23 protein-coding genes are annotated in these 24,524 nt (G+C 65.0%); 4 read left to right on the forward strand and 19 right to left on the reverse strand.

Annotated features, from left to right (window positions below):
* The first annotated feature begins 15 nt into the window (after positions 1-15).
* Positions 16-540 (forward strand): TetR/AcrR family transcriptional regulator, encoded by a 525-nt coding sequence (locus ACOQFP_RS08845; RefSeq protein WP_206489135.1) that lies wholly within the window; start codon positions 16-18, stop codon positions 538-540.
* A 1-nt stretch (position 541) separates the two neighbouring features.
* Here ACOQFP_RS08845 and ilvA read toward each other — a convergent pair whose 3' ends face one another.
* A complete protein-coding gene (ilvA, locus tag ACOQFP_RS08850) occupies positions 542-1,897 on the reverse strand; it encodes a threonine ammonia-lyase IlvA (RefSeq protein ID WP_421584055.1) in 1,356 nt (451 codons plus the stop codon).
* A 70-nt stretch (positions 1,898-1,967) separates the two neighbouring features.
* The gene (locus ACOQFP_RS08855; RefSeq protein ID WP_421584056.1) at positions 1,968-2,402 is read right to left on the reverse strand and encodes a nitroreductase family deazaflavin-dependent oxidoreductase; all 435 of its coding nucleotides are present in this window, start codon (positions 2,400-2,402) and stop codon (positions 1,968-1,970) included.
* 153 nt (positions 2,403-2,555) lie between these two features.
* On the opposite strand from ACOQFP_RS08855, the gene ACOQFP_RS08860 reads away from it, so the two are divergent.
* Positions 2,556-2,825 carry a hypothetical protein gene (locus tag ACOQFP_RS08860; protein WP_421584057.1) on the forward strand — a complete coding sequence of 90 codons (270 nt, stop codon included), beginning with the start codon at positions 2,556-2,558 and terminating at the stop codon, positions 2,823-2,825.
* On the opposite strand, the gene dnaE is transcribed toward ACOQFP_RS08860, so the two are convergent.
* The 4 genes from dnaE to lspA all read right to left on the reverse strand — a co-directional run bounded on the left by dnaE (position 2,796) and on the right by lspA (position 8,730).
* On the reverse strand, positions 2,796-6,332 hold the full coding sequence (gene dnaE / locus ACOQFP_RS08865; RefSeq protein ID WP_421584058.1) for a DNA polymerase III subunit alpha: 3,537 nt from the start codon (positions 6,330-6,332) through the stop codon (positions 2,796-2,798). The two genes, ACOQFP_RS08860 and dnaE, sit on opposite strands and share 30 nt — an antisense overlap.
* Before the next feature lie 147 nt (positions 6,333-6,479).
* A complete protein-coding gene (locus ACOQFP_RS08870) occupies positions 6,480-7,157 on the reverse strand; it encodes a hypothetical protein (RefSeq protein WP_421584059.1) in 678 nt (225 codons plus the stop codon).
* Positions 7,157-8,083, reverse strand: a complete 927-nt coding sequence (locus tag ACOQFP_RS08875; protein WP_421584060.1) for an RluA family pseudouridine synthase — start codon at positions 8,081-8,083, stop codon at positions 7,157-7,159. Before ACOQFP_RS08875 ends, ACOQFP_RS08870 begins: the two co-directional genes overlap by 1 nt.
* Complete coding sequence (gene lspA, locus ACOQFP_RS08880; RefSeq protein WP_421584238.1) at positions 8,080-8,730, reverse strand: signal peptidase II; 651 nt, start codon at positions 8,728-8,730, stop codon at positions 8,080-8,082. Before lspA ends, ACOQFP_RS08875 begins: the two co-directional genes overlap by 4 nt.
* Positions 8,731-8,801: 71 nt before the next feature.
* Between lspA and ACOQFP_RS08885 the strand changes: the two genes are divergently transcribed.
* Together ACOQFP_RS08885 and ACOQFP_RS08890 are read left to right on the forward strand one after the other, a co-directional pair.
* Positions 8,802-9,779 carry a hypothetical protein gene (locus tag ACOQFP_RS08885; RefSeq protein ID WP_421584061.1) on the forward strand — a complete coding sequence of 326 codons (978 nt, stop codon included), beginning with the start codon at positions 8,802-8,804 and terminating at the stop codon, positions 9,777-9,779.
* A complete protein-coding gene (locus ACOQFP_RS08890; RefSeq protein ID WP_421584062.1) occupies positions 9,776-10,519 on the forward strand; it encodes a hypothetical protein in 744 nt (247 codons plus the stop codon). Before ACOQFP_RS08885 ends, ACOQFP_RS08890 begins: the two co-directional genes overlap by 4 nt.
* A 110-nt stretch (positions 10,520-10,629) precedes the next feature.
* On the opposite strand, the gene ACOQFP_RS08895 is transcribed toward ACOQFP_RS08890, so the two are convergent.
* The 13 genes from ACOQFP_RS08895 to murC form a co-directional block, all read right to left on the reverse strand.
* On the reverse strand, positions 10,630-11,142 hold the full coding sequence (locus ACOQFP_RS08895; protein WP_206489144.1) for a hypothetical protein: 513 nt from the start codon (positions 11,140-11,142) through the stop codon (positions 10,630-10,632).
* Positions 11,143-11,312: 170 nt separating this feature from the next.
* Positions 11,313-12,674 carry a DNA polymerase IV gene (locus ACOQFP_RS08900; protein WP_421584239.1) on the reverse strand — a complete coding sequence of 454 codons (1,362 nt, stop codon included), beginning with the start codon at positions 12,672-12,674 and terminating at the stop codon, positions 11,313-11,315.
* A gap of 59 nt (positions 12,675-12,733) precedes the next feature.
* Positions 12,734-13,459: a peptide deformylase gene (locus ACOQFP_RS08905; RefSeq protein WP_421584063.1), complete on the reverse strand. Its 726-nt coding sequence runs from the start codon at positions 13,457-13,459 to the stop codon at positions 12,734-12,736.
* The gene (ileS, locus tag ACOQFP_RS08910; protein ID WP_421584064.1) at positions 13,456-16,593 is read right to left on the reverse strand and encodes an isoleucine--tRNA ligase; all 3,138 of its coding nucleotides are present in this window, start codon (positions 16,591-16,593) and stop codon (positions 13,456-13,458) included. The genes ACOQFP_RS08905 and ileS overlap by 4 nt, the downstream gene beginning before the upstream one ends.
* Before the next feature lie 297 nt (positions 16,594-16,890).
* Positions 16,891-17,067, reverse strand: coding sequence for a hypothetical protein (locus tag ACOQFP_RS08915; RefSeq protein ID WP_206489146.1), 177 nt, complete (start codon positions 17,065-17,067; stop codon positions 16,891-16,893).
* Positions 17,068-17,146: 79 nt separating this feature from the next.
* Positions 17,147-17,995, reverse strand: a complete 849-nt coding sequence (locus ACOQFP_RS08920) for a DivIVA domain-containing protein (protein ID WP_206489147.1) — start codon at positions 17,993-17,995, stop codon at positions 17,147-17,149.
* Between the two features lie 159 nt (positions 17,996-18,154).
* Positions 18,155-18,442, reverse strand: a complete 288-nt coding sequence (locus ACOQFP_RS08925; protein ID WP_206489148.1) for a YggT family protein — start codon at positions 18,440-18,442, stop codon at positions 18,155-18,157.
* Between the two features lie 82 nt (positions 18,443-18,524).
* The gene (locus ACOQFP_RS08930; RefSeq protein ID WP_206489149.1) at positions 18,525-19,175 is read right to left on the reverse strand and encodes a cell division protein SepF; all 651 of its coding nucleotides are present in this window, start codon (positions 19,173-19,175) and stop codon (positions 18,525-18,527) included.
* An 83-nt stretch (positions 19,176-19,258) separates the two neighbouring features.
* Positions 19,259-20,014 carry a YggS family pyridoxal phosphate-dependent enzyme gene (locus tag ACOQFP_RS08935; protein ID WP_206489150.1) on the reverse strand — a complete coding sequence of 252 codons (756 nt, stop codon included), beginning with the start codon at positions 20,012-20,014 and terminating at the stop codon, positions 19,259-19,261.
* Positions 20,015-20,033: 19 nt separating this feature from the next.
* A complete protein-coding gene (gene pgeF / locus ACOQFP_RS08940) occupies positions 20,034-20,801 on the reverse strand; it encodes a peptidoglycan editing factor PgeF (protein WP_421584065.1) in 768 nt (255 codons plus the stop codon).
* Positions 20,798-22,051 (reverse strand): cell division protein FtsZ, encoded by a 1,254-nt coding sequence (gene ftsZ, locus ACOQFP_RS08945; protein WP_421584066.1) that lies wholly within the window; start codon positions 22,049-22,051, stop codon positions 20,798-20,800. The genes pgeF and ftsZ overlap by 4 nt, the downstream gene beginning before the upstream one ends.
* Before the next feature lie 172 nt (positions 22,052-22,223).
* Entirely contained in the window at positions 22,224-22,943 is a 720-nt protein-coding gene (locus ACOQFP_RS08950; RefSeq protein WP_421584067.1) for a cell division protein FtsQ/DivIB, read from the reverse strand.
* A 71-nt stretch (positions 22,944-23,014) separates the two neighbouring features.
* Entirely contained in the window at positions 23,015-24,505 is a 1,491-nt protein-coding gene (gene murC / locus ACOQFP_RS08955; RefSeq protein WP_206489154.1) for a UDP-N-acetylmuramate--L-alanine ligase, read from the reverse strand.
* Between the last annotated feature and the right edge of the window lie 19 nt (positions 24,506-24,524).

Genomic DNA, 24,524 nt, shown 5'->3' on the forward strand with positions numbered 1-24,524 from the left:
GGTAAAGTAGGTTTCATGTCATCGGACACCCGCGACCGAATACTCGACGCCCTGGAAACGATGCTGCTCGAACACGGCATGACGAAAGTGACCTTGGACAGCGTCGCCGCCGCCGCCGGAGTTTCCAAAGGCGGTTTGCTCTATCACTTCAAGTCCAAGGACGCGCTGGTTGCCGCCATGGTCCGAAGACTCGCCGTACAGGCCGATCAGCAGCGCAGCGACGCCGCCGCAGGCGGCACATCGGTGGCGGAGTGGTACCTGCAGCCACCCGACTGCATCTCCGACAAGGAAATCGAGTTGTATCGCTCCACGCTCGCTGCACTGCGCAGCGTGGACGGGAACTCCGGCGAGGTACAGGACGCCGTCGTCGACATGATGCAGCAGTGGGACGACGGCCTCCGAGCAGAGATCGACGACCCGGTCCAGGCCGAGATCATCCGACTCGTCGGCGACGGAATCTATCTCGGTGCCGTGCTCGACCTGCCGCCGGTGGACCCAGAATTGCACAAACGCGTCGTCGACCGCCTGCTCGGACGGTAGCTCAGGTCAGATACCGGTAGACCGGCGAGCCGGGCTCCAACTGTTCCACTGTCAGGTGCGAGGAGTTCATCCGTTCCAGCAGTGCCGAGAGACCCTCCGCAGCGCCCAGTTCGATGCCGACCAGCGCGGCACCGGTCTCCCGGTTGTTGCGCTTGACGTATTCGAACAGCGTGATGTCGTCGTCGGGCCCGAGCACCTCGTCGAGAAAACGACGCAGTGCGCCTGGCTCCTGCGGGAAATCGACCAGAAAATAGTGCTTGAGCCCCAGGTGGACGAGCGAACGCTCGAGAATCTCGCCGTACCGGGACACATCGTTGTTGCCGCCCGACACCAGACACACCACGGTGCTGCCCGGTTCGATGTCGAGGTGCTCGAGGGCGGCGACCGCCAAGGCCCCTGCGGGCTCGGCGATGACTCCCTCGTTCTGGTAGAGCGCCAGCATCGCCGTGCAAATCGCGCCCTCGTCGATCTGGGTGATCAGGAATGCCCCTGGGCCCGAGTGATCGAACACCGGCGCAGTGATCAACGGCAACGAGGCGTGCGAGACCACGGAGGCACCCAAGGACTGCAAGGCCGCGTACGGCACGTCGCCGATACGGCGGACCGCGGCCCCGTCCACGAACGGGTCGATATCGGACAGCGTCACCGGTTCCCCTGCGATCAAAGCCGCAGTCATCGACGCCGCTCCCGACGGTTCGACGCCCACCAACGATGTCTGCGGTGCGCGCTCACGCAGATAGCTGGAAATACCGGCGATGCATCCGCCGCCGCCGACGGGCATCACCACAACATCGGGTGCACCGCCGAGTTGATCGACGATTTCCGCAGCGATGGTGCCCTGCCCGGCCACGGTTCGCGGATCGTCGAAGGGCGGCACCATGGTGGCACCGGTACGAGCAACATCGGCCGCGGCCGCGGCCGCCGCGGCGTCGAACGTGTCGCCGATGACGATGAGCTCGACGAATTCGCCGCCGTGCACCCGGATGCGGTCACGTTTCTGCTTCGGAGTGTTGGCAGGCACGTAGATGCGGCCGCGCACCTGCATCGAGCGGCACGCGAATGCGACGCCCTGCGCATGATTACCAGCGCTCGCCGTCACCACGCCCACAGCGCGCTCTGCGTCCGTGAGCTGATCCATCAGGTTGTATGCGCCGCGAATCTTGTACGACCGCACGACCTGCAGGTCCTCGCGCTTGAGGTAGACCGTCGCGCCCGTCTCCGCAGACAGCCGCTCACACAGCTGCAGGGGCGTCGCCGCAACCACCGAAGAAATTCGCACCGCAGCGGCATCGATATCGGCAGCGGTGACGGCTACCGACGATGAGTGCTGTGAGACGAGTTCAGGGGAGGAAGACACCAGGACATGCTGCCACCAGTGTGGAGCGAGCGGCCACCCGGGACCGTTCCACGACCGGGCAGACGGCGTTTCAAGCGCGCGAGAGCACGAGGACAGGTATCTCGCGGTCGGTCTTCTTCTGGTACTCCGCGTAATCGGGATACGCGGCAACCGAGCGTTCCCACCACACGGCCTTCTCGTCGCCGGTCACCTCGCGTGCGATGTAATCGTGCTTGTCCGGACCGTCCTGAAGTTCGACGAGCGGCTCGGCCTTGACGTTGAGATACCAGACGGGATGCTTCGGCGCGCCGCCGAGGGAGGCGACGATGGCGTACTCGCCGTCGTGTTCGACCCTCATCAACGGCGACTTGCGCAGCTTGCCGCTCTTGTTGCCTTTCGTCGTCAACAACACGACCGGCATACCGTTGAGCATGGTTCCCTCGGTACCGCCGGACCTCTCGTACAGCTCTGCCTGCTCGCGGGCCCAGTCGGATGAACTCGGTTCGTATTCTCCTGTCAATGGCATGGTTTTCAGTCAACACCTTCGGGAGTCGGGACGCCACGACATCGAGAACATTCCCAGGCCCGGCCGCGGAGTTCGGTGGACCGAATCTTTGGCTGGGTATAGTCTGAACTTCCCGCAGCGGACACCCGAACCTGCCCAGCCGAGGAGGACGCGATGACGTACACGAGCAACGAGGTGAGCCCTCGGACCGCTCCTGGCCTCCGCACCGCGGATGTGGCCGGCGTCGCGTGGCCCGTCTACAAACTCGAGGCCCTCGCACTCGGATTCGTCGTGTTCGCCGCGACCCTCGTCGTTGCCGGTTCCCTGCAGGCCGCGGTGCTGTCCGGCGCAGCGGTCGCCGTCGTCGCGTGGTGGACCCTGCGACTGACCGAACTGGGTTCGATCGGCCGAGCATCAGCCCGTCAGGCAGCCGGGTCCCAGTAGCGCCTTCAGGTCCCCCATCAACGCCGATGTCGGCGTGACGCGGAGACTGTCGTCCAGCTTCATCGTGGTGATCTTGTCGCCACTGACCAATCGCAGATGCACGTCCGACGTACCCGGATGACTGATCAACACGCGCTTGAGCGCGCCGACCTTGTCTGCGGTACACAGCCGAGTCGGCAGACTCACCGCCAGCGGTTTGTCGATACCGATCGCCGAGAGATCCGGCACCGCGAGATCGTTGGCGATCAGAGACACCCTGTCGTCACGAATCGAGACCCGACCTTTGACCAGCACCACCGAGTCCTCGGTGACGTCGACGCCGAACACCGAATACGCCTGCGGGAAGAACAGCACCTCGATGCCGCCGGCCAGATCTTCCAGCTGGGCCGATGCCCAGGTCAGGCCGTTCTTGTTGATCCGCCGGTTGACCGAGGCCAGGATGCCACCGACGGTGACCTGGGTGCCGTCCTTGATGTCACCTTCGAGAATCGTCGGGATGTTGCAGTCCGACTTCGCTGCCAGCATGTGCTCGACACCGAGGAGTGGGTGGCCGGACACGTACAGACCGAGCATTTCGCGCTCGAGGGCGAGCCGGTGCTTGGATTCCCATTCCTCGTCCGGGACGCGAACGTTGAACACCGCCGAGATGGACTCGTCGGCATCCTCGCCGCCGAAGAGATCGAACTGACCGATGGCCTCGGCCTTCTTGGTACCCATCACCGAGTCGATCGCGTCGGCGTGGATGAGCATCAGACCCTTGCGCGGATGGTCGAGGGAATCGAACGCACCGGCCTTGATCAGGGATTCGGTGACCTTCTTGCTGCAGGCGACCGCGTCGATCTTGCCGAGGTAATCCGAGAAGTCGGTGTATTTCGACTTCTCCGTTCGTGCCCTGATGATCGAGGCGACCACGTTGGTGCCGACATTGCGCACCGCGCCCAGACCGAAACGGATGTCCTTGCCCACCGACGCGAAGTTGAGCTCGGACTCGTTGACGTCCGGCGGCAGCACGGTGATGCCGAGCTTGCGGCAGTCGGCCAGGTAGATCGCGGCCTTGTCCTTGTCGTCACCGACGCTGGTGAGCAAGCCTGCCATGTACTCGGCCGGGTAGTTGGCCTTGAGATACGCCGTCCAGTACGACACCAGGCCGTATCCGGCCGAGTGAGACTTGTTGAATGCGTAGCCGGCGAACGGGAGCACGGTGTCCCACAGCGCCTTGATGGCCGCCTCCGAAAAGTTGTTGTCCAGCATGCCTTGACGGAACCCGGCGTATGCCTTCTCCAACTCGGAGAGCTTCTTCTTACCCATGGCGCGGCGCAATAGGTCGGCCTGGCCGAGGGTGTACCCGGCGACCTTCTGCGCGAGCTGCATGATCTGCTCCTGGTAGACCACCAGGCCGTAGGTCTGACCGAGGATCACCTCGAGCGGCTCTTCGAGCTCGGGGTGAATCGGCTTGACCTCTTGCCTGCCGTTCTTGCGATCGGCATAGTCGTTGTGCGAGTTCATGCCCATCGGACCCGGCCGGTACAACGCGAGCACGGCCACGATGTCCTCGAAGCCGGTGGGTTGCATGCGGCGCAGCAGATCTCGCATGGCGCTACCGTCGAGCTGGAACACCCCGAGAGTGTCTCCGCGCGAGAGCAATTCGAAGGTCGCCGGATCGTCGAGCGGCAGCTCGTCGAGGTCGATGTCGATCCCGCGGTTGGCCTTGATGTTGTCGATCGCGTCACCGATGACGGTGAGGTTGCGCAGACCGAGGAAGTCCATCTTGAGCAGACCGATGGCCTCGCACGAGGGGTAGTCCCAGCCGGTGATGATCGCACCGTCCTGAGCGCGCTTCCACACCGGAATGGCATCGGTGAGCGGCTCCGAGGACATGATCACCGCGCAGGCATGCACGCCTGCGTTGCGGATCAGGCCCTCGAGCCCCTTGGCCGTCTTGTAGATCGTTGCCACATCGGGGTTCGAGTCGATGAGCGCTCTGACCTCGACCGCTTCCTTGTAGCGCTCGTGCTCTGGATCGGTGATGCCGGCAACCGAAATGTCCTTGGCCATGACGGGCGGCGGCAAGGCCTTGGTGATCTGATCGGCGATCCCGAAACCGGGCTGGCCGAACTGCACACGCGCGGAGTCCTTGATGGCAGCCTTGGTCTTGATGGTGCCGAAGGTGATCACCTGCGCGACGCGATCATTGCCCCATTTCTCGGTGGCGTAACGCACCATCTCACCGCGGCGACGGTCGTCGAAGTCGATATCGATATCGGGCATCGACACACGCTCCGGGTTGAGGAAGCGCTCGAACAGCAGACCGTGCGGCAGCGGGTCGATGTTGGTGATACCCATCGCGTACGCAACCAACGATCCGGCGGCAGATCCTCGGCCAGGTCCGACCCGGATGCCGACCTCCTTGGCGTGGTTGATCAGGTCGCCGACCACGAGGAAGTACGCCGGGAAGCCCATTTCGAGGATGACCTTGATCTCGTACTCGGCCCGCGCGAGGTAGTCCTCGGACGGGCCGTCCGGGAATCTCCGATCCAACCCGGACATGACCTCGTGGCGCAGCCAGGTGCCCTGGGTGTGGCCCTCGGGGACCGGGAAGATCGGCATCCGATCTCGGTGCGCCCATACCTCGTCGTAGGACTGCACCCGCTCGGCGATCAGCAATGTGTTGTCGCAGGCTCCGGGCACCTCGTTGTCCCAGAGTTCGCGCATCTCGGCGGCGGACTTGAGGTAGTAGCCGTCGCCGTCGAACTTGAACCGGGTGGGATCGCTGAGAGTCTTCCCGGTCTGGATGCACAGCAGTGCTTCGTGGTTCTCGGCGGCGTCCTTGGTGACGTAATGGCAGTCGTTGGTCGCCAACGGTGGGATCGAGAGCTTCTTACCGATGTCGAGCAGACCTTCTCGGACCCGGCGCTCGATGGACAGGCCGTGATCCATCAGTTCGAGGAAGAAGTTGTCCGGGCCCCAGATCTCGCGCCACTTGGCGGCGGCTTCGAGTGCCTCACGATCCTGGCCGAGTCGCAGCCGAGTCTGTACCTCACCCGACGGGCAGCCGGTCGTTGCGATGATGCCCTCTGCGTGCGAGGCGATGATCTCCTCGTCCATGCGAGCCCACTTACCGAGCTGGCCTTCGATCGAAGCCAGCGAGGACAGCTTGAACAGGTTCCTGACTCCGGTGGAGTTCTCGGCAACCATCGTCATGTGCGTGTACGCACCGCTACCGGAGACGTCGTCGGACTTCTGGCTGCGTTCGCCCCACAGCACGCGCTTCTTGTTGAACCGGGACTCCGGAGCGATGTATGCCTCGATGCCGATGATCGGCTTGATCCCGGCCTTCGTGGCCTCGTTGTAGAACTCGCTGGCCCCGTACATGTTGCCGTGGTCGGTCATGCCGACTGCCGTCATCTCCAACCGGGCCGCCTCGGCGAACATCGCGCCGATCTTGGCGGCACCGTCGAGCATCGAGTATTCGGTGTGGTTGTGCAGATGAACGAACGAATCGGCCACGAAGGTTCTCTCCTGAAAGTCGTGCGTTTTCGAGTATGCGAGCCGCGAATGCACCCACTCTAAGCCGTCGAACCGACAGAAATTTCGTAGCCGTCGGTGTGTCCTGGGCAGACGTGACGGGTGTGACGGATGCGACGAAAACTGTAGTCATCGGCCGGGCACGGGACCGTCGTCCGGGAGCGGTGCGACGATGTCCACGTACTCCGGCAGCAACGGCTCGACCGCGAATTTCCCGGATACCGCGTCGGGTGGCAGTGCTTCGACCGAGCGCACCCCCGGGCGGCCCGCCACCTCGGACAGCTCGGGCTGCGTGCCCCGCACCACCACTGTCACCACACATGCGCACCCGCCCAGCAGGCGGTTCCGGGACACGGCGGCGATCTGTGCTTGCCGACTCGACGTGGTGAACGAATCCTGCACCTCGCTCGCCGCTCGGGCCGCCGAGTTCGACACCGACCGCTCACTGCCCGGTACTCCGACAGTGAGAATCGGAGTCTGCACTCGCTCGAGCGGGACGCGGAAGATCACCTGGGAAATGCGCACCCCATCGGCAATGGCATAGGCCTGTTGGGTGGTGAGCTCCCGGTCGAAGGACACCGAGCCCCATCGGGGTTCGTCCGGTGCAGAGTCGGTGCCGCTGTCCAGACTCGTCCGCGCTCGGGCCAGGTAGTCCGCCACCCGCTCGCCGCTGTCCGGACCGAGTCGATCGGTACTCACACCGAGCTGCCGCTGCGGATTGAGGTGCCCGATCACAGCGAGCGTGCCGAGCACGAGCGCAACAGCGACGACACCGCCGAGCGCGCCCGCCGCTCCCCTGCGTCCCATCACGCCTTCCGGAGCACCTCGAGGGCATGCTCGAGGTCGGCCGGATACTTGCTCTCGATCTCGACCCATCGGCCGTCGGACGGATGCGCGAAGCCGAGTGAGCGCGCATGGAGCCATTGGCGCTCCAGCCCCAGCCGTTCGGCCAAGCGCGGATCCGCACCGTAGGTCAGATCCCCGCAGCACGGGTGGCGCAGCGCCGAGAAGTGCACCCGAATCTGGTGGGTGCGTCCGGTTTCCAAGTGCACATCCAGCAGGCTCGCCGCCTGGAACGCCTCGACCGTGTCGTAGTGGGTGACGCTGGGCTTGCCGTCGGCGCGCACAGCGAACTTCCAGTCGTTGCTGCCGTGTCTCCCGATCGGGGCATCGATCGTTCCGCTGCTCGGATCCGGATGCCCCTGCACCAGTGCGTGATACCGCTTGTCGATGGTCCGCGCCTTGAACGCTCGCTTGAGCACGGTGTACGCCCGCTCGGATGTTGCCACCACCATCACTCCGGAGGTGCCCACGTCCAACCGATGCACGATGCCCTGCCGCTCGTGCGCGCCGGAGGTGGAGATCCGGAAACCCGCCGCCGCGAGGCCGCCGATGACGGTCGGACCCGTCCAACCGACACTGGCGTGCGCGGCAACGCCCACGGGCTTGTCGACGGCCACGACATCGTCGTCGGCATAGAGAATCTCCATGCCCTCCACCGGCTCGGCCTCGATCGTCAACTCGCGAGCCGGCTCGGGCAGCGTCACTTCGAGCCACGATCCTGCGGCCAGCCGCTCGGACTTGCCGACGGCACCGTGATCGACCAGAACCGAACCCTCCTCGGCCAACGTCGCGGCGACGGTACGCGAGAGCCCGAGCAACCGGGCGAGCCCGGCATCGACCCGCATTCCGTCGAGACCGTCGGGCACCGGCATCGAGCGCGATTCCCTCACTTGTCGGCCTCACGAACGGCCTCGGAATCCGATTTCGTCACCCGTTCGCCGTTCGGCTCGAACCCGAACAGGCTGAGCGCTACCAGCAGAATCGCTCCGCAGACGATGGACGAGTCGGCGACGTTGAACACCGGCCACCACCCGACCGACACGAAGTCGACCACATGGCCCTGGAACGGCCCTGGTGCACGAAAGAATCGGTCGATCAGGTTGCCCAGTGCGCCACCGAGAACCAGACCCAATCCCAACGCCCACCACGGCGACCGCAGCGTCCTACCGATCTTGATCACGCCGATGACGACCGCGACGGCCACGATCGTGAGCAACCACGTCATTCCGGTGGCCATGGAGAACGCCGCGCCCGGATTGCGAACCAGCCGCAGCGTCACGACGTCGCCGATGATCTCGATCGGGTTTCCGGGCTTCACGAAGTGCACGACGAGAATCTTGGTCACGAGATCGAACAACAGAATCACGGCCGCGATGGCGATCAGCAGCCGAGTCCTGAGCGGCCTGACCGAGCCCGCGGGGGCACTGTCGGTTGCGTTCACCTGCGAGTCCGCGGTCTCGTTCGGTGTCGGAACACTACTGGTATCGGGCGGTGGGTCGTCGGCGCGGTCTTCACTCACCTGTCCATCATGGCGCATCGGCTGTTGCAGCTCGTCATCTGTGCGCCGCGCCACCGGTCTCCGGTCACGGAGTCAGTAGCCTGGTGGCCGTGAAGTCGACCGATCGCTCTCGCGCCCTCCGCTCCAGTCTTCTCGCTGCGTCCTGTGCACTGGCTCTGTTGGCCGGCTGCTCGAGTACCGACGCCGATCCCGCCGCCGAGCCGACCACCTCCCCCGAGGAAGTGACGATCGCGGTGACCCCGGTGACCACCACCGTCGTCGACCCCGGCAGCGAGCCCCGGCGCGTGTTGAGCTTCGAGACCCCGGGTGAGAACGACCAGAACGGTGCGGACGAGCAGAACGTCGACCTCACCACCACCTCCACCGTGCAGCAGCAGATCAACAACGGCGCTGCGCAGGACTTCTCCAGCCCCGAACTGACGGTGCCGCTGAGCGCCTCGGCGGCCGAGGTCGCCACGTCGGACGAGGATGCCCCGGCCGGAACGACGCGCTCGATAGAACTGACGATCGGGGCCGCGACGTCCCCCGACGAAGGCTTGACCGATGCCCTGGCGGCATCCGAGGACTCGACCGCGAGGCTGTCGACCACCGACTCCGGAGCCGTCACCGCGTTGCACATCACTCCGGCCGAGGCTGCCCTCGACACTGCCCGGGCCGCACTCGAACGCTCGTTCAACGCGGTGGTCTACCGCTCGGTGAGCTTTCCCGACTCCGACATCGGAGTCGGTGCCGTATGGACGATCGATCAGCAGGTGCAGAGCGGCATCACACTGAACCAGCGCACAACCGTCACGCTGCGGGCACTCGACGGAGACAGTGCAACACTCGACGTCGCGATTACCCAGACGCCCGAATCGAACGTCTGGAACCTTCCCGATAATTCCGGCACGCTGAACATCGCGTCGTACACGTACACCGGATCGGGATCGGTCGACATCGACCTGGCCCGGCCCCTTCCCGTCGGCGGATCCATCACCGCGAGTGGGGAGCAGGTGTACACCGATCCGGACAGCACGACCGTGCTGAAGCAGACGGTCGGGGACTCGATCACCTGGGATGCCCGATGACGGGGACCTCGGCCCGGAGGCTGGCTGCCTTCTCACTCCTCGGCATCGCTGCGGCCACCGGGTGTAGCTCGAACGAACCCTCACAGACACCGACGAGTGCTCCCGCCACCGTCGCTGCTCCCGACCCCCTCCTCGGCGCGCCCATCACCGATGCAGGCGTGCTCAGTGCTGCGATGTTGAACCTGGGAGAGCTTCACGACGGGTTCTCCTCGATCCCCGACCCGGTCCGGGATCTGGGGCTGGACCCCGCTCCCGACTACGACTCGCCGGACAAGTCCAGTACCGATCCGGCGCAGTGCGCTGCGGTGCTCGCACCGGTATCGGACCAACTCGGCGGGGCGGCGTCGTCAGCGGTGGCACGCTTCTCGGGACCGAACTTCTCGTCCATCGACGAGGACGCTGCGAGCTATTCGGGTACCGGCGCAGCGGATGCATTCACCTCGGTTCAACAGGCCTGGGTCGGGTGCACCGAGTTCAGCGGCACGGATGCAGACGGTGTGGGCGTCGACTACACGGTGGCCGGGCGTGAACAGTCGCAGATCGGTGACGCGTCCGCGTCGGTCCGCCTGACCACCACCAGCGACGGGTTCACGTTGGTCTCCGACGTGGTGGTCGCCGTGGTCGATTCGACTGTGATGCAGATCGTCGTCTCGGATCAGAGCGGGCTCGAACCGGAGACGGTCACCGCAGTCGCCGAGGCGGCCGCCGACCGCATTCGATCGGCGACGCCGAACATGTGACCGTCCTGGACCAGCCCACGACCGGTCGAGAACGAAGAACTGCCGGTGACAGATCCCCTGGAGGATCCGTCACCGGCAGTTCCCGGACGGTCAGAGACGATCGGCAGGACTCAGGGTGCGGGGCACGCCGGGCTGGTCAGCTGCGCGAGCGCGACGATGCCGCAGGCGTTCTCCTTCGACAGCTTCCACACGCCGTCCTCGGGGACGAACTGGAACGTGCCCGGGTTGGCCTGTCCGTTGAGCGTGATGGTGATGCCTGCGTTGAGCACGCCGGTGCCGAGATCGTCGACGCTGGTGATCTCGATCTGCGCGTTGTTGGCGACGGCCGCGGCGGCGACCTGGTTGATCAACTCCGGATCCTCGGAGGCACCCTGAATCAGGGCTGCCTTCTCCTCGACGGGCACGTTGGGATCGAGGCCACGGTTGAGCTCTTCGTTGAGCTGTGCGACGGTCGGGACCGGCGGGTACGAGGTGTCGGGAGCGGCAGTCGTAGCCGTGGTGGTGGCAGCCGTGGTGGTCGTGGTGGTCCCGCCATCGTCGCCGGAGCTGCAGGCGGTCATGGTGAGTGCTGCGGCGATGGCAACGCCGGCAACCATTGCCCGTCGGGTGTTGCGAAGCTTCAAGTGCTTGTCCTTTTCACTCTGAGTCACAAATCGATCGTTCTGTGACTCGTCGGTCGTCTGGGGGTGGGTCGTCTCGGACTGGAGTCCACTATGTCAGCTCGGATCGGTCGAGTCACAACCCGAATCCCATACCTGTGAAACCTCACAGAGTTTCCTCAGCTCCGGCACATTCACTTCAGGCTGTCGAGAGCATCGGCAATCACCAGGTTCTCGTCCGCCTCGGCGAAGGTCCGCGCTGTCCCCGGCCCGGACGTACGGGTCTCGAATCGGACGGTCACCACCGAATGACCGGCACCCTGTACCCAGCCGTGGCCGAACTCGGAATGCCGGACGTCCTGGCCCGGTTGCCAGCGCGGGCTGTCCGGGACGACGGAGCTCGATGTGACCTCACGTGCTGTGGTCTCACTCGCTGTGGCTTCATTCCCTGTGGTCTCGTTCGCTGCGCTTCTGCCCGAAGCAGGTGACTCCTGCGTCGTATCGGCAACGGGCTCGTAGTCCAACTCGGGAAACAACGATCCTTGTCGCACTGCCGACAGGCCCGCCAACCCGACTCCGACCAGGCGGATAGGCCCCACATCGACCGGATCGACCGCCAGCCGCTGCGCCGTCGCCACGATCGTCTGCTTGTCCACCGTGGCATACGGCAACGTGGCCGATCGGGTGATGATGCTCATGTCGGACTTGCGTAGTTTGAGCACCACTGTTCTGGCACCCCTGCCGTCCTTCAGAAGTCGTCGATAGGTCGAGTCGACGATCGACTCGATGGCGGGTCGCAGCTGAGCGAGTGAGATGACGTCCTGCGCAAAGGTCGTCTCGGCGCTGACCTGTTTGGCCTCTGCGCGCTCGGCCACCACCCGGTTGTCGATTCCCCGGGCCAGCTGGTGCAGGCTCGGTCCCATCGTCGCGCCCAGGATCGACGCCACCTCCGACTCCGGTGTGGCCACGAATTTGCCGATGGTGTCGATGCCCAAGCGGTGCAAGCGTTCGCCGGCAACAGGGCCTATCCCCCACAACTTTCGCACCGGCAGATCTGCCAGGAGCTCGGCTTGAACTCCGGGAGGGACAACGGTGATCCCGTCGGGCTTGGCCAGGCCCGAGGCGATCTTGGCGATCTGCTTTCCCGATCCGGCACCGATCGAGGCCACCAGACCGGTCTCCTCGAGAACCAGGGCGCGCAGGCTCGCGCAGAACTCCTCGACCTCCCCTACCGTCGCACCGGCCAGTTCCAGCGGCTCGCCGAACGCCTCGTCGATCGAGAGTTGTTCGAGCACGGGCATCCGCACCCGCAGTGCCTCGAAACCCCGCCTGCTCAGCTCCGAATACAGCACGAATCGTGGCGGCAGCACCACCGCGGAGGCACCGACGAGCCTGCGGGCCTGATGCATCGGCATCGCGGACCTGGCCCCGAAAGCGCGGGCCTGGTAGCTGCATCCGGCCACCACTCCCCGCCCGCCTGCACCGCCGACCAGGACGGGGCGTCCTCGCAGTGTCGGCCTGGTCAGTTGTTCGGCGGAGGCGAAGAACGCATCCATGTCCAGGTGCAGCACCCATCGGCGACTCCGTAGGGTGTCGTCGGCGATGTCGGGCACGGTCAGCGTGGGTCGGAGGTGAAGCCGAGCGCCTGCGCTGCGCGTTCGGGTGCCGGATCGGACCACCGCGCGCCGTACTGCTCGTCCGTGGTCAACGATCGCGTGTGGGCCCGGTCGATGTACAGCGTTCCGGCCAGGTGGTCGGTCTCGTGGGCCACTATCCTGGCCGGCCAACCGCGGACCACCTCGTCGATCTCGCGACCGGCTTCGTCGGTGCACTCGAGCCGAACCTGGACCGCTCGGGTCACGACGGCCTGGTAGCCGGGAACGCTGAGGCACCCCTCGTAGAAACTGGCCGTCGGCGATCCGACCGGCGTGTACCTCGGGTTGACCAGTACTCGGAACGGCACCGGGGTGCGATCTCGCACGCGGGCGATGTCGGCACCGACTTCGAACCCGTCCTCGATCACCGCGATCTGCAACGGAATTCCGATCTGCGGCGCAGCCAGACCGACGCCGGGTGCGGCGTGCATGGTGGCACGCATCACCTCGATCAGCTCGGCGAACGTCTTGCCGTCCAGCTGCCCGGCATAGGTCGCAGCCCTCGACCGCAACACCGGGGCACCGGCCGAGACGATGGGTACGACGCCGCCGCGAGCCTCGGCGAGAAGCTCGCGGACGGAGTCGCCCGATACCTCGGCGTCCGGTTCGGTCACTGGACGACCGTCGGTTACTGCTCGATCGTCGGTCACTGCTCGATCGTGGGTCACTGCACGATCGTCGGTCACGAGGACTTGGTGATCACAGCCCGAACCCCTTCACCGAGATCGCTGCCCTCCTCGCCGACGGTGCCATCGACGAGCGAGAGCGCAAGCACCTCGCCCGCGATCAGATCGCGATGGGTGTCGAGCCACGACCGACGATCCGCGGGAACCTCGATGACGACGTCGATCCGGTCCGAGACGTCCAATCCGTGACTGCGACGCGCGTCCTGCAGCTCACGGATGCGGTCCTTCGCCCAACCCTCGGCCTCGAGTTCCTCGGTGACGACCGAATCGAGCACCACGAGCCCGGCATTGGCGGGCAGTGGGGCCGTCGACTCGGGCTCAGCAGCGACAAGCCTCCGGGTGAATTCCTCGGGCAGCAGTGCAATTCCTGCCGCGGTGACGACGCCCTCGGCATCCTCGGACCAGTCACCGGCCTTGACCGCCTTGATGACCTTCTGGACATCCTTGCCGATCCGTGGGCCTGCAGCGCGCGCGTTGACGACGAGTTCGAACTTGCCGTGTACGGCAACGTCTTCGGTGAGATCGACCTTCTTGACGTTGACCTCGTCGGCGATGATGTCGAGGAACGGACGCAGCCGCTCGGCGTCGGCAGCAGCGACGGTCACCTCGGGCAGTGGCAACCGAACTCGCAGATTCTGGGCCTTGCGGAGACCGAGAACCGTCGAGCAGACGGTACGGACCTCGTCCATGCTCTCGACGAGCTCAGAATCCGAGGGCAGTTCGCCGTCGGCGGGCCAATCCGTCAAGTGCACCGAGCGCCCACCGGTCAATCCTCGCCACACCACCTCGCTGATCAATGGCAACAGCGGTGCCGCGATGCGGGTGAGCACCTCGAGCACGGTGTGCAGGGTGTCGATTGCGTCGACATCCTCGCTCCAGAAACGTGAACGAGACCGTCGCACATACCAGTTGGTCAGTGCATCGCAGAAGGTGCGCAGCTCGTCGCAGGCACCGGCGATGTCGTTGCCCTCGAGCGCATCGGTGATGACATCGCGAGTGGCCGAGAGCTTGGCCAGCACATAGCGGTCGAGTACGTGTGGCGAATCGGTGCGCCACCGGCCCGGGGTCGGCGCATAGAGCTGCAGAAAGCTCCACGCGTTCCAGATCGGCAGCAAAGCCTGCCGCACGCCCTCGCGAATACCCTGCTCGGTCACGATCAGGTTGCCGCCGCGCAGGATCGGTGACGACATCAGGAACCACCGCATGGCGTCGGAGCCGTCGCGGTCGAACACTTCCTTGACGTCCGGGTAGTTGCCCTTGGACTTGCTCATCTTCAGACCGTCCTCGCCGAGCACGATGCCGTGCGCCGCAACGGTCTTGAAGGCGGGCCTGTCGAAGAGGGCCGTGGCCAGCACATGCAGGGTATAGAACCAACCGCGAGTCTGTCCGTTGTACTCGACGATGAAATCGCCCGGGTTGTGCGAGTGGAACCATTCCTCGTTCTCGAACGGGAAATGCACCTGCGCATACGGCATCGAACCCGACTCGAACCAGCAGTCGAGCACCTCGGGCACGCGCCGCATCGTCGACTTACCGGTCGGATCATCCGGATTGGGACGCGTCAGATCATCGATGTAGGGACGATGCAGATCGGTCGGCCGCACGCCGAAGTCACGTTCGAGCTCGTCCAGGCTTCCGTACACGTCCAGCCGCGGATAGGCCGGGTCGTCGGAGGTCCATGCCGGAATCGGGCTGCCCCAGTATCGGTTTCGGCTGATGTTCCAATCCCGCGCGCCTTCGAGCCATTTCCCGAACTGGCCGTCCTTGATGTGTTCGGGCACCCAGGTGATCTCCTGGTTGAGCTCGACCATCCGGTCACGGAACTCGGTGACCGCGACGAACCACGACGGCACCGCCATGTAGATCAACGGCTGACCGCTGCGCCAACTGTGCGGATACGAGTGCTCGATGGTCTCGTGCCGGAGCAACCGGCCCGCGCTCTTGAGATCCTTGATGATCACCGGATTGGCGTCGAACACCATCAGGCCCTCGTACGGTGGCACCAGTGAGGTGAACTTGCCCCCGGCATCGAGCGGTTGCACCACCTCGATGCCGTTCGCGGTGGCGACGTCCATGTCCTCTTCACCGAAGGCCGGTGCGAGGTGGACGATCCCGGTGCCCGAATCGGTGGTGACGTAGTCGGCACGCAGCACGCGGTGCGAGTTCTCATGGCCGAGAAAGAAGTCGTACGGCGGCGCGTAGTCGAGCCCGACCAACTCCGTCCCGGTGTGCTCCGACAGCACCTCCGGCTGCTCGCCCAGTTCCTTCGCATAGTGCGCCAGACGTTCAGCAGCGAGCACGTACCGCTCGCCGTCGAGACCGCGCACCTGCACGTAGTGCACCTCCGGATGCACCGCGATCGCCAGGTTGGACGGAAGCGTCCACGGCGTGGTGGTCCAGATCAGCGCATTGGCACCGTCCAGGGGTGAGCCGGGAGCGGTCAGCGGCATGAGAACGGTGACCGCAGGGTCCTGACGCATCTTGTATGCGTCGTCGAGTCGGGTCTCCTGGTTGGACAGCGGCGTCTGCTCGTACCAGCTGTACGGCAGCACCCGGTAACCCTGGTAGATCAGGCCCTTGTCGTGCAGCGTCTTGAACGCCCACATGACCGATTCCATGAAGTCGACGTCGAGCGTCTTGTAGTCGTTGTCGAAGTCCACCCACCGCGCCTGCCGGGTGACATAGTCCCGCCACTCGTCGGTGTACTGCAGCACCGACTGCTTGCAGTAGGCGTTGAACTTCGCCAGGCCCATCTCGTCGATCTCGGACTTGTCCTTGATACCGAGTTGCTTCTCCGCTTCCAGCTCAGCGGGCAGTCCATGGCAGTCCCAGCCGAATCGGCGCTCCACCTTCTTGCCGCGCATCGTCTGGAACCGCGGGACGAGGTCCTTGACGTAACCGGTGAGCAGGTGACCGTAGTGCGGCAACCCGTTGGCGAAGGGTGGTCCGTCGTAGAAGACGAATTCCTCGGCATCCGATCGGTTGTCGACGCTGGCTCGGAACGTTCCGTCCTCGGCCCACTCGTGCAGGACGATGCGCTCGAGATCGGGAAACGGGACACTGCCCGATCTGCCATGCGCCAGGTCGACGAGCGGATACGACGCCGAGCTCGGACGTGCGCTTGCATCTGTCATAACGGTCTCCTCCGTGCCGGTCGCGTCCATCACGCGACACTGTTTGGCACGGGGACGACGTTCGGGCATTCTGTGCGCCCTACACCGCGGTACCACCCCGCTTGCTCGCTCTCGACGTCACGTCGGGAGGATCGAGCCACTCCACGTGAGCTGTGACGGGCTCGCCCGTTCGGTTCTACTGAACGCCGACGGCGTCGTTCTTCCGAAGACTCCCCGGTGATAGCCGGATCGATGCCTGAACACTTACTCGAACACTGATTGCAACACTGGCCGCCGGACGGACAGATCCCGCCCCTGTTACCGGTCGGGCTCGGGCGGTGGTCGTCTGCCCGTGAGAGCGCCGATCAGTAGCAGTGCTGCTCCTACGATACACACCACGATGCAGGCCCATGCCCAGACCACGGACCCGGTCATCAGGGCCAGTACCAGGAAACCGAAGCCGATTGCCGCTGCGCCGAGAGTCAGGACCAACACGGCATTCCTCGCTCAATACTCGACGCGACAACCGGATCCGACGCTACCGAAGCCGGCAGCGTCGGACGGCGATCGTGCGTCAGTTGCCCTTGGCGTACGACTGGGAGTATCCGGACGTCTGATTGTCCTGATTGAAGTTCTCCTGGCCGTTGTCCACCGGCAACGCCGAGGAACGGTTCTCGAGCTCTTCGAGCTGCGATTCGAGGTAGGACTTGAGCCGGACGCGGTACTCGCGCTCGAACGTCTTGAGCTGTTCGATACGACCCTCGAGCACCGAGCGCTGCTGGTTGATCGTTGCCATGATCTCGGTGTGCTTGCGCTCGGCATCCGCCTGCAGCGCGTCGGCCTTCTCCTTGGCCTGGCGCAACTGCGTCTCGGAGCGAGTCTGGGCGTCGGAGAGCAGCGACTCGGACTTCTGCCGAGCCTCGGTCATCATCGCCTCGGAGCGCGTACGTGCATCGGACACCAGCCGTTCGGCGTTGGTGCGAGCATTTCCGAGCAACTGCTCGGACTCGGACTTCGCGTCACCGGTGAGACGATCGGCCATCTCCTGAGCGAGGCCGAGAATCTTCGCGGCCTGCATGTTGGAGTCGCCACCCTGCGCGGCTGCCGCAGCAACCGGTGCCACAGGCGCGGGCTGCGCCACGGGCTGGGGCTTGGGGGGATCCACCGGGCGCTGCTGCTCTGCCTTCGGCGCGGGAGCCTGAACGGGCTGCGGGCTCTGCCGGGCCGAACTCTTGGAGTCGGCAAGTTCCTGATCGAGCTCACCGACCCGCTGACGTAGGTCGGCGTTCTCTTCGATCAGTCGCGACAGCTCTTGCTCGACGAGGTCGAGAAAAGCGTCGACCTCGTCTTCGTTGTAACCGCGCTTACCGATGGGCGGCTTACTGAAAGCTACATTGTGCACATCAGCTGGAGTCAGCGGCATGGAAGGATCCCTTCACGCGTCTTGGGGCGGTAGAGCAAGCATTCAGTTATATGCCATTCCGCGCGAGTGCAGAACAATCAAACTGTAACTGGCGTCCATTCTGTCACACGGGACACGCAGCCTGCGCACGTCCCGAGTTCTAACATTCCATCTTCTGCCTCAGGCCGCGAGGCTGCTGGTCACATTCCACAGGATGAAGACGACGAAAAGCAGGACCATGATGGACAGATCCAGTCGTACTCCACCGAGGTTGAGCGGTGGAATCACTCTACGGAGGAACTTCACCGGCGGGTCGGTGACGGTGAAGATCGCCTCGAGCAATACGACGACCACCCCGGTCGGATGCCAATCCCTCGCGAAAGTTCTGATGAACTCGACGATGATTCGACCGATGAGAAGGAGCCAAAAAAGAAACAATACGATGTTGATCACCGTGAACACGATCACGGCTATACTCTGCCTGACTTCGCCTGGCTGAGCAAAGCGCGCTGGTCACAGCCTCGAACTACCGCCCCGAGTCGCGAATCCTTCACTGCTGACTGTAGAAGCCGGTCTCGGCGATCCGCCTGCGCTCCTGCGGGGATACATCCACATCGGCAGGCGAGAGCAGGAAGACCTTCGTCGCTACCTTGTCGAAGGAACCACGCAGCGCAAACGCCAAACCGGCAGCGAAATCCACCAGACGCTTGGCATCGGCGTTGCTCATCTCCACCAGATCCATGATGACCGGAGTTCCGTCGCGGAAACGCTCACCGATCGTGCGGGCCTCGCTGTAGTCCCGTGGACGCAATGTGGTGATCTTCGACATCGGGCCGCCATCGTCGACGACGGGGCTGCGGCGAGTGTCGGCGCGCACGTCCATGCGGGTGTCCATGGCCAAGGCTCCTCGAGTTGCCGGGCCGCGCGTCGCCGGTGCCGACCCGCGTCCCCGACCACCGATCGGTGCGAGCGTGGCAGCCGACCGAGGTGCCTCGTAGTCGTCGTCGTAGTCGTCCTCGATGTGCGCGTGCCGGGATCCGCCGAACGACGGCTTCACGAACTCTCGGTCGTCGATGTCGTCGTAGCTGTCACGACCACCACGGGAACTGCGGCGCGCGTCGGGCTCGTCGAGGTAGTCGTCCTCGTAGTCGGCGAGCGGAACCATGCCGAAGTACGCCTTGAACTTGTGCAGGGTGCTCATCGTTCTGCCTTCCGTGGCGGTGTATCTGCTGTCGATCCCCAGGTTCGCAAGTGTCTGTTGTGACTGATGTGATCTGTGGACTGTTAGTGCGAGGCTATCGGCCGCGCACCGAGTATTGCGGTACCGACACGCACGCACGTCGATCCGTGGCGCACAGCAGCTTCCAGGTCCTCGGTCATGCCGGCGGACAGCTCGAGGGCACCCGGATGATCGCGCAGCACACGATGGTGGATCCGCTCGAGATCGGCGAACGATGCGTCGGCGTCGGCACCCAGTGGCGGCACCGCCATCAGCCCCGCCAGCCGCAGACCGGATGCGCCCGACACCGCCTCGGCCAATGCGTCGACCTCGTCACGCTCGACGCCGCCGCGATGGACGTCGCCGTCGAGACTGACTTGGATGAGCACGTCGAGATCGTTCCGACGAACGCCGTCGTCCAAGGCCCCCGTCGCTGCCTTGGACAGTGCGGTGACCAACCGGAGACTGTCCACGGAGTGGACCGACTGCGCCCAGGCCGCAACGGACTTCGCCTTGTTGCGCTGCAGATGGCCGATCATGTGCCACCGAGGCGGATCGGCGCGGAACTCCTCGACCGTCTCGGCCACCTTCGGGCTCGCGTCCTGTTCTCTCGATTCCCCGAAGTCCCGGCACCCGAGCCGGTACAGAATGCGCACATCGGAGGCCGGAAAGAACTTGGTCACCGGTAGCAGCGAGACCTCCTGGGGCGATCTACCCGCTTCGACGCAGGCGCGAGAGAGCCGCTCGCGCACCGAGGTCAACGCACCGTCGATCTCACGGGCGCGGCCCGCGTCCTCGGCGTGATCGGTCGGTTCGCTCATGAGCATCCCTCCTGCCGCGTCACCGCTCGGCCGTGGCCGCGCGGTCGTCGGAGAATCCACTGTCCATCCACACGACACTGGCGATGCGGCCGGTAGAACCTTCCCGGCGATGACTGAACAGAGCCCTGTCCTCGATCGTGCACCGCGGATCCTGAGCCACACCGGACACGCCTGCTGCGATCAGCTGGGCCCGGAGTCCGGCGGGTATGTCGAGTCCTGGGGTGTGCCGAACAGTCGTCGTCGCACTTCCGGGAAGGTGTTTGTCCACATCCGAGCGCATGGACGCCGGTACCTCGTAGTGCCTGCCACTGGCTGCCGGGCCGAGCAGCGCCCCGATCCTCGCGGGCACCGCCCCGAGCTCGACCATCGCGGCCAACACCCGAGGCAGAATCCCGATGCGGGCACCAACCCGACCTGCGTGGACCGCAGCGACGACACCCGCTTCCTCGTCGGACAGCAGCACGGGAACGCAATCGGCGGTCAACACCACCAACCCCAGATCCCGCTGCGTCGTCACCAGGGCATCGGTCATCGGCACCGGTTCGGACGTCGGGCCATCGACGACGGTGACGGTTCGACCGTGCACCTGCTCCATGAAGACCAACCGTTCCAGCCCCATGCCCAACCGATCGCCGAGGCGTCGGCGATTGGTCTCGACGGCAACGGGATCGTCGCCGACATGGTCACCGAGATTGAAGGTGTCGAACGGCGGTGCCGACACGCCACCCTCGCGGGTGGTGGACACTCGCCGGACCCGGAACGCAGCGGTGGCGGCTGCCTCGTTCACCGCCGCATGAAGGACGGCACGTCGACATCGTCTTCGCCGTCGTCCTCGGCGATCGGCACCCGACGGCCGGAACCGACGGAATCGCGGTCGCTTCCGGTGGCGGAGTCGCGGCCGGCGGAGTCCCGGGAAGAAGAACTCGACGAGTTCAACGGCGGCAGACTGCTGCCGCTGGAGGCGCCGACGGGATCGCGGAACACCGCGCCTTCGGAGCTCTCGCCCGACCGCGACGACACCTCTCCCGAGCGTGCGGATCCGATCGGACCGCGTCCGCCCGTGGCAGCCTCGATCGGCCGACGCGTCGGTGTCCCACCGTCGAAGCCTGCAGCGATGACGGTCACGCGAACCTCGTCGCCGAGCGAGTCGTCGATGACCGTGCCGAAGATGATGTTCGCGTCGATGTGCGCCGCTTCCTGCACCAGCGACGCGGCCTCGTTGATCTCGAACAGGCCGAGATCGGATCCCCCTGCGATGGACAGCAACACCCCGCGGGCACCTTCCATCGAGGCTTCGAGCAGGGGCGAGTTGATCGCCGACTCGGCAGCCTTGATCGCCCGACCCTCCCCGCGAGAGGAACCGATACCCATCAACGCGCTGCCCGCGCCGGACATGACGCCCTTCACGTCCGCGAAGTCGACGTTGATCAGACCAGGTGTGGTGATCAGGTCCGTGATGCCCTGGACGCCGTTGAGCAGCACTTCGTCGGCACTGCGGAATGCATCCATCAGGCTCACGGCAGCGTCGCCGAGTTGGAGCAGTCGATCGTTGGGGATGACGATGAGGGTGTCGCAGGACTCCCGGAGCTGCTGAATTCCGGTGTCGGCCTGTCCCCCGCGGCGCTTGCCCTCGAACGAGAACGGGCGGGTGACGACACCGACGGTCAACGCACCGAGCTTGCGGGCGATGTTGGCAACAACGGGAGCGCCACCGGTACCGGTTCCGCCGCCCTCGCCTGCGGTGACGAAGACCATGTCGGCACCCTTGAGCACCTCTTCGATCTCGTCCTTGTGGTCGTCTGCCGCCTTGCGGCCGACCTCAGGATCGGCTCCGGCCCCGAGTCCGCGCGTCAGTTCACGACCGACGTCGAGTTTGACGTCCGCGTCGGACATGAGCAGCGCCTGCGCGTCGGTGTTGACCGCGATGAACTCGACTCCTTTGAGTCCCTGTTCGATCATGCGGTTGACCGCGTTCACGCCGCCGCCGCCGATGCCGACGACCTTGATTACGGCGAGGTAGTTGTGCGGGGGCGTCATGGGCTCTCGCCTTCCGTGGAGTGTTGCCTGAAATATGGAAAACTCTCAACCTAAACCACAGGCTTAGAGTTATGTCAAGTACTGAACTGGTCGAAACGCTATTCATCCCCGACCGCTATCGCCATTAGGCGCGCCGACGCCGTGACAGAAATATGAGTCACCGGCACCGCCACTATTTCGTGGTGGGCAGATCCGGACTCGACACGTCGAAAATCTGCCCCGGCTGCGACAGCAGGGCGATCGCAACGGCGGCCTTGCGTTCGGACTCGTCCAGACTGCCCCACACCACGGTACGGCCGTCGAGCAGCACGATCGAAATGTCCGACAGTGTGCTCGCCCGGAGCTCGCCGACCTGATCCCGCAGCAGCGGAGGCAGCGTATCGAGCACAGCCAGAGCATCTTTCGTCACCGGATCACCGAATACGGGATTGTCGGTCACCAGCCGCACCGCCCCGGGCGGCGGCGGCCCGATCGCGAAATCGACCCCGGTGGAGTCGAGCAGGTGGGTGCCGTCCGGAGAATCGAAGAACGCCACCGCAACTCGCTCCTGCACCGTCACCTGAACGGTCGAGGGATATTTGCGTTGCACCCGCACCGTCGCCAGCGCCGGAATCGTCGCCACTCGCTGCGCAGCCGCGGCCGTATCCACGCGAACCAGCGGAAGACCGAGCGGAATATCGAGCCGATCGAGAATCTCCTGCTCGGACACCGAGGACTCACCCGCGACCGCGATGGTACGAACCGACAACAGCGGAGTGAAGTACGCGAGCGCAGCCGATCCCACCACCAGAACAACGACAGCAACCGCGATCAGGATTGCCTTGCGCCGAGAACGTCGAACCCGGTCTCGTTCTTGTTCCCTGGCCAGCGCACGCGCCTGCTTGTCGCTCATGGCCTCCGACGAATCATCCTGCCCTGCAGCTGTTCTCGCACCCGTGGATCGAGCCCGATCGGAGCGGCGGGTCACGTCGACGGCCGATCCTTCGAGGCTCCGCGGCCGCTGGCAGCACCGAAATCGGTCTTCGAGCGAAGCGCATCCAGAATCGGTCCACCCAGCATCGTCACATCACCGGCACCCATCGTGATCACCACGTCACCGGGGACACAGAGATGAGCGACCTGTTTGGCCACCAAGGACAGATCAGGCTGATAATTCACCGGTTTGGTCACCGCAGCGGCCACCAGCGCACCGGTCACGCCCGGGAGCGGCTCCTCCCGCGCACCGAACACGTCGAGCACAACGATCTCGTCGGCCAACGACAATGCTGCCCCGAACTCCTCGGCGAACGTCGCGGTTCGCGAGTAGAGGTGAGGCTGGAACACCACCACCACCCGCCCGTGTTGCTGGCCGGCGACCAATGCCTGAGCTGCAGTGAGCACCGCGCGAACCTCGGTGGGGTGGTGCGCGTAGTCGTCGAAGACGCGGACGCCGTGCTCTCGCCCGGTGAACTGGAAACGCCGATGGACACCGCCGAACCCGGTGAGACCGGCCAGCACTTCCTCGATCCCGGCACCGACCTGACGCGCCGCGACGAACGCAGCCAACGCATTGAGCGCGGTGTGCCGCCCCGGAACGCCGAGCCGTACGGTACGCGCTGCATCTTCACCCGCGATCTGCAGCTGAGCGACACCACCGACATCCTCGGGAACCCACGACAACAGCCGAACGGCCATCTCGACCGGCCCCGCATCGACCTCGGACGACCCGTAACCGAGCACCCTCACGCCGGGCATGTTTCGCTCCACCACTCGGCGAGCCAACGCTGCCGAGCCGGGATCGTCCATGCAGGCCACCAGCACACCGCCCGGACCGAGGAGGGCGGCGAAGTCGTCGAACACCTGCACGTACGCCTCGGTGGTGCCGAAGAAGTCCAGATGGTCGGCCTCGATATTGGTCACGATGATGACGTTGGCGGTGTACTGCAGCAGCGAGCCGTCGCTCTCGTCCGCCTCGGCGACGAACACGTCACCACTGCCGTGATGGGCATTGGTCCCGGCCTCGTTGAGCTCTCCCCCGACGGCGAACGACGGATCGAACCCGCAATGCTGGAGCGCCACGATCAGCATCGAGGTCGTGGACGTCTTCCCGTGGGTACCCGAGACCAACAGCGTGCGGTACCCCTGCATCAGCGAGGACAGCACCGCGGGCCGCAGCACCACCGGGATTCCGCGTTCGCGGGCTTCGACGAGTTCGGGATTGGTCTGAGGAATCGCAGCGTGCGTCGTCACCACGACCGAGGGGCCACCGTCGATCATGTCGAGGGCACTGGCATCGTGACCGACTCGAACCTGGGCACCTCGTGCGCGCAACGCGAGTACACCTCGTGATTCCTTGGCGTCCGATCCCGAGACCTGACCGCCGCGAGCCAGCAGAATCCGGGCGATCCCGGACATACCGGCACCCCCGATCCCCACCATGTGCACTCGTTCGAGCTCCGCCGGCAAATCCGACATCGCCCCACCATCACTTGTC

The sequence above is a fragment of the Rhodococcus sp. MALMAid1271 genome (assembly GCF_049195265.1).
GTDB lineage: Bacteria > Actinomycetota > Actinomycetes > Mycobacteriales > Mycobacteriaceae > Rhodococcoides.

Excerpts from the sequence above, each read along its gene's own strand:
- ACOQFP_RS08845 (WP_206489135.1), top strand. The coding sequence starts at position 16 with ATGTCATCGGACACCCGCGACCGAATACTCGACGCCCTGGAAACGATG.
- ACOQFP_RS08855 (WP_421584056.1), bottom strand. The coding sequence starts at position 2,402 with ATGCCATTGACAGGAGAATACGAACCGAGTTCATCCGACTGGGCCCGC.
- ACOQFP_RS08860 (WP_421584057.1), top strand. The coding sequence starts at position 2,556 with ATGACGTACACGAGCAACGAGGTGAGCCCTCGGACCGCTCCTGGCCTC.
- ACOQFP_RS08870 (WP_421584059.1), bottom strand. The coding sequence starts at position 7,157 with ATGGGACGCAGGGGAGCGGCGGGCGCGCTCGGCGGTGTCGTCGCTGTT.
- lspA (WP_421584238.1), bottom strand. The coding sequence starts at position 8,730 with ATGCGCCATGATGGACAGGTGAGTGAAGACCGCGCCGACGACCCACCG.
- ACOQFP_RS08890 (WP_421584062.1), top strand. The coding sequence starts at position 9,776 with ATGACGGGGACCTCGGCCCGGAGGCTGGCTGCCTTCTCACTCCTCGGC.
- ACOQFP_RS08900 (WP_421584239.1), bottom strand. The coding sequence starts at position 12,674 with ATGGATGCGTTCTTCGCCTCCGCCGAACAACTGACCAGGCCGACACTG.
- ileS (WP_421584064.1), bottom strand. The coding sequence starts at position 16,593 with ATGACAGATGCAAGCGCACGTCCGAGCTCGGCGTCGTATCCGCTCGTC.
- ACOQFP_RS08920 (WP_206489147.1), bottom strand. The coding sequence starts at position 17,995 with ATGCCGCTGACTCCAGCTGATGTGCACAATGTAGCTTTCAGTAAGCCG.
- ACOQFP_RS08930 (WP_206489149.1), bottom strand. The coding sequence starts at position 19,175 with ATGAGCACCCTGCACAAGTTCAAGGCGTACTTCGGCATGGTTCCGCTC.
- ACOQFP_RS08935 (WP_206489150.1), bottom strand. The coding sequence starts at position 20,014 with ATGAGCGAACCGACCGATCACGCCGAGGACGCGGGCCGCGCCCGTGAG.
- ftsZ (WP_421584066.1), bottom strand. The coding sequence starts at position 22,051 with ATGACGCCCCCGCACAACTACCTCGCCGTAATCAAGGTCGTCGGCATC.
- ACOQFP_RS08950 (WP_421584067.1), bottom strand. The coding sequence starts at position 22,943 with ATGAGCGACAAGCAGGCGCGTGCGCTGGCCAGGGAACAAGAACGAGAC.
- murC (WP_206489154.1), bottom strand. The coding sequence starts at position 24,505 with ATGTCGGATTTGCCGGCGGAGCTCGAACGAGTGCACATGGTGGGGATC.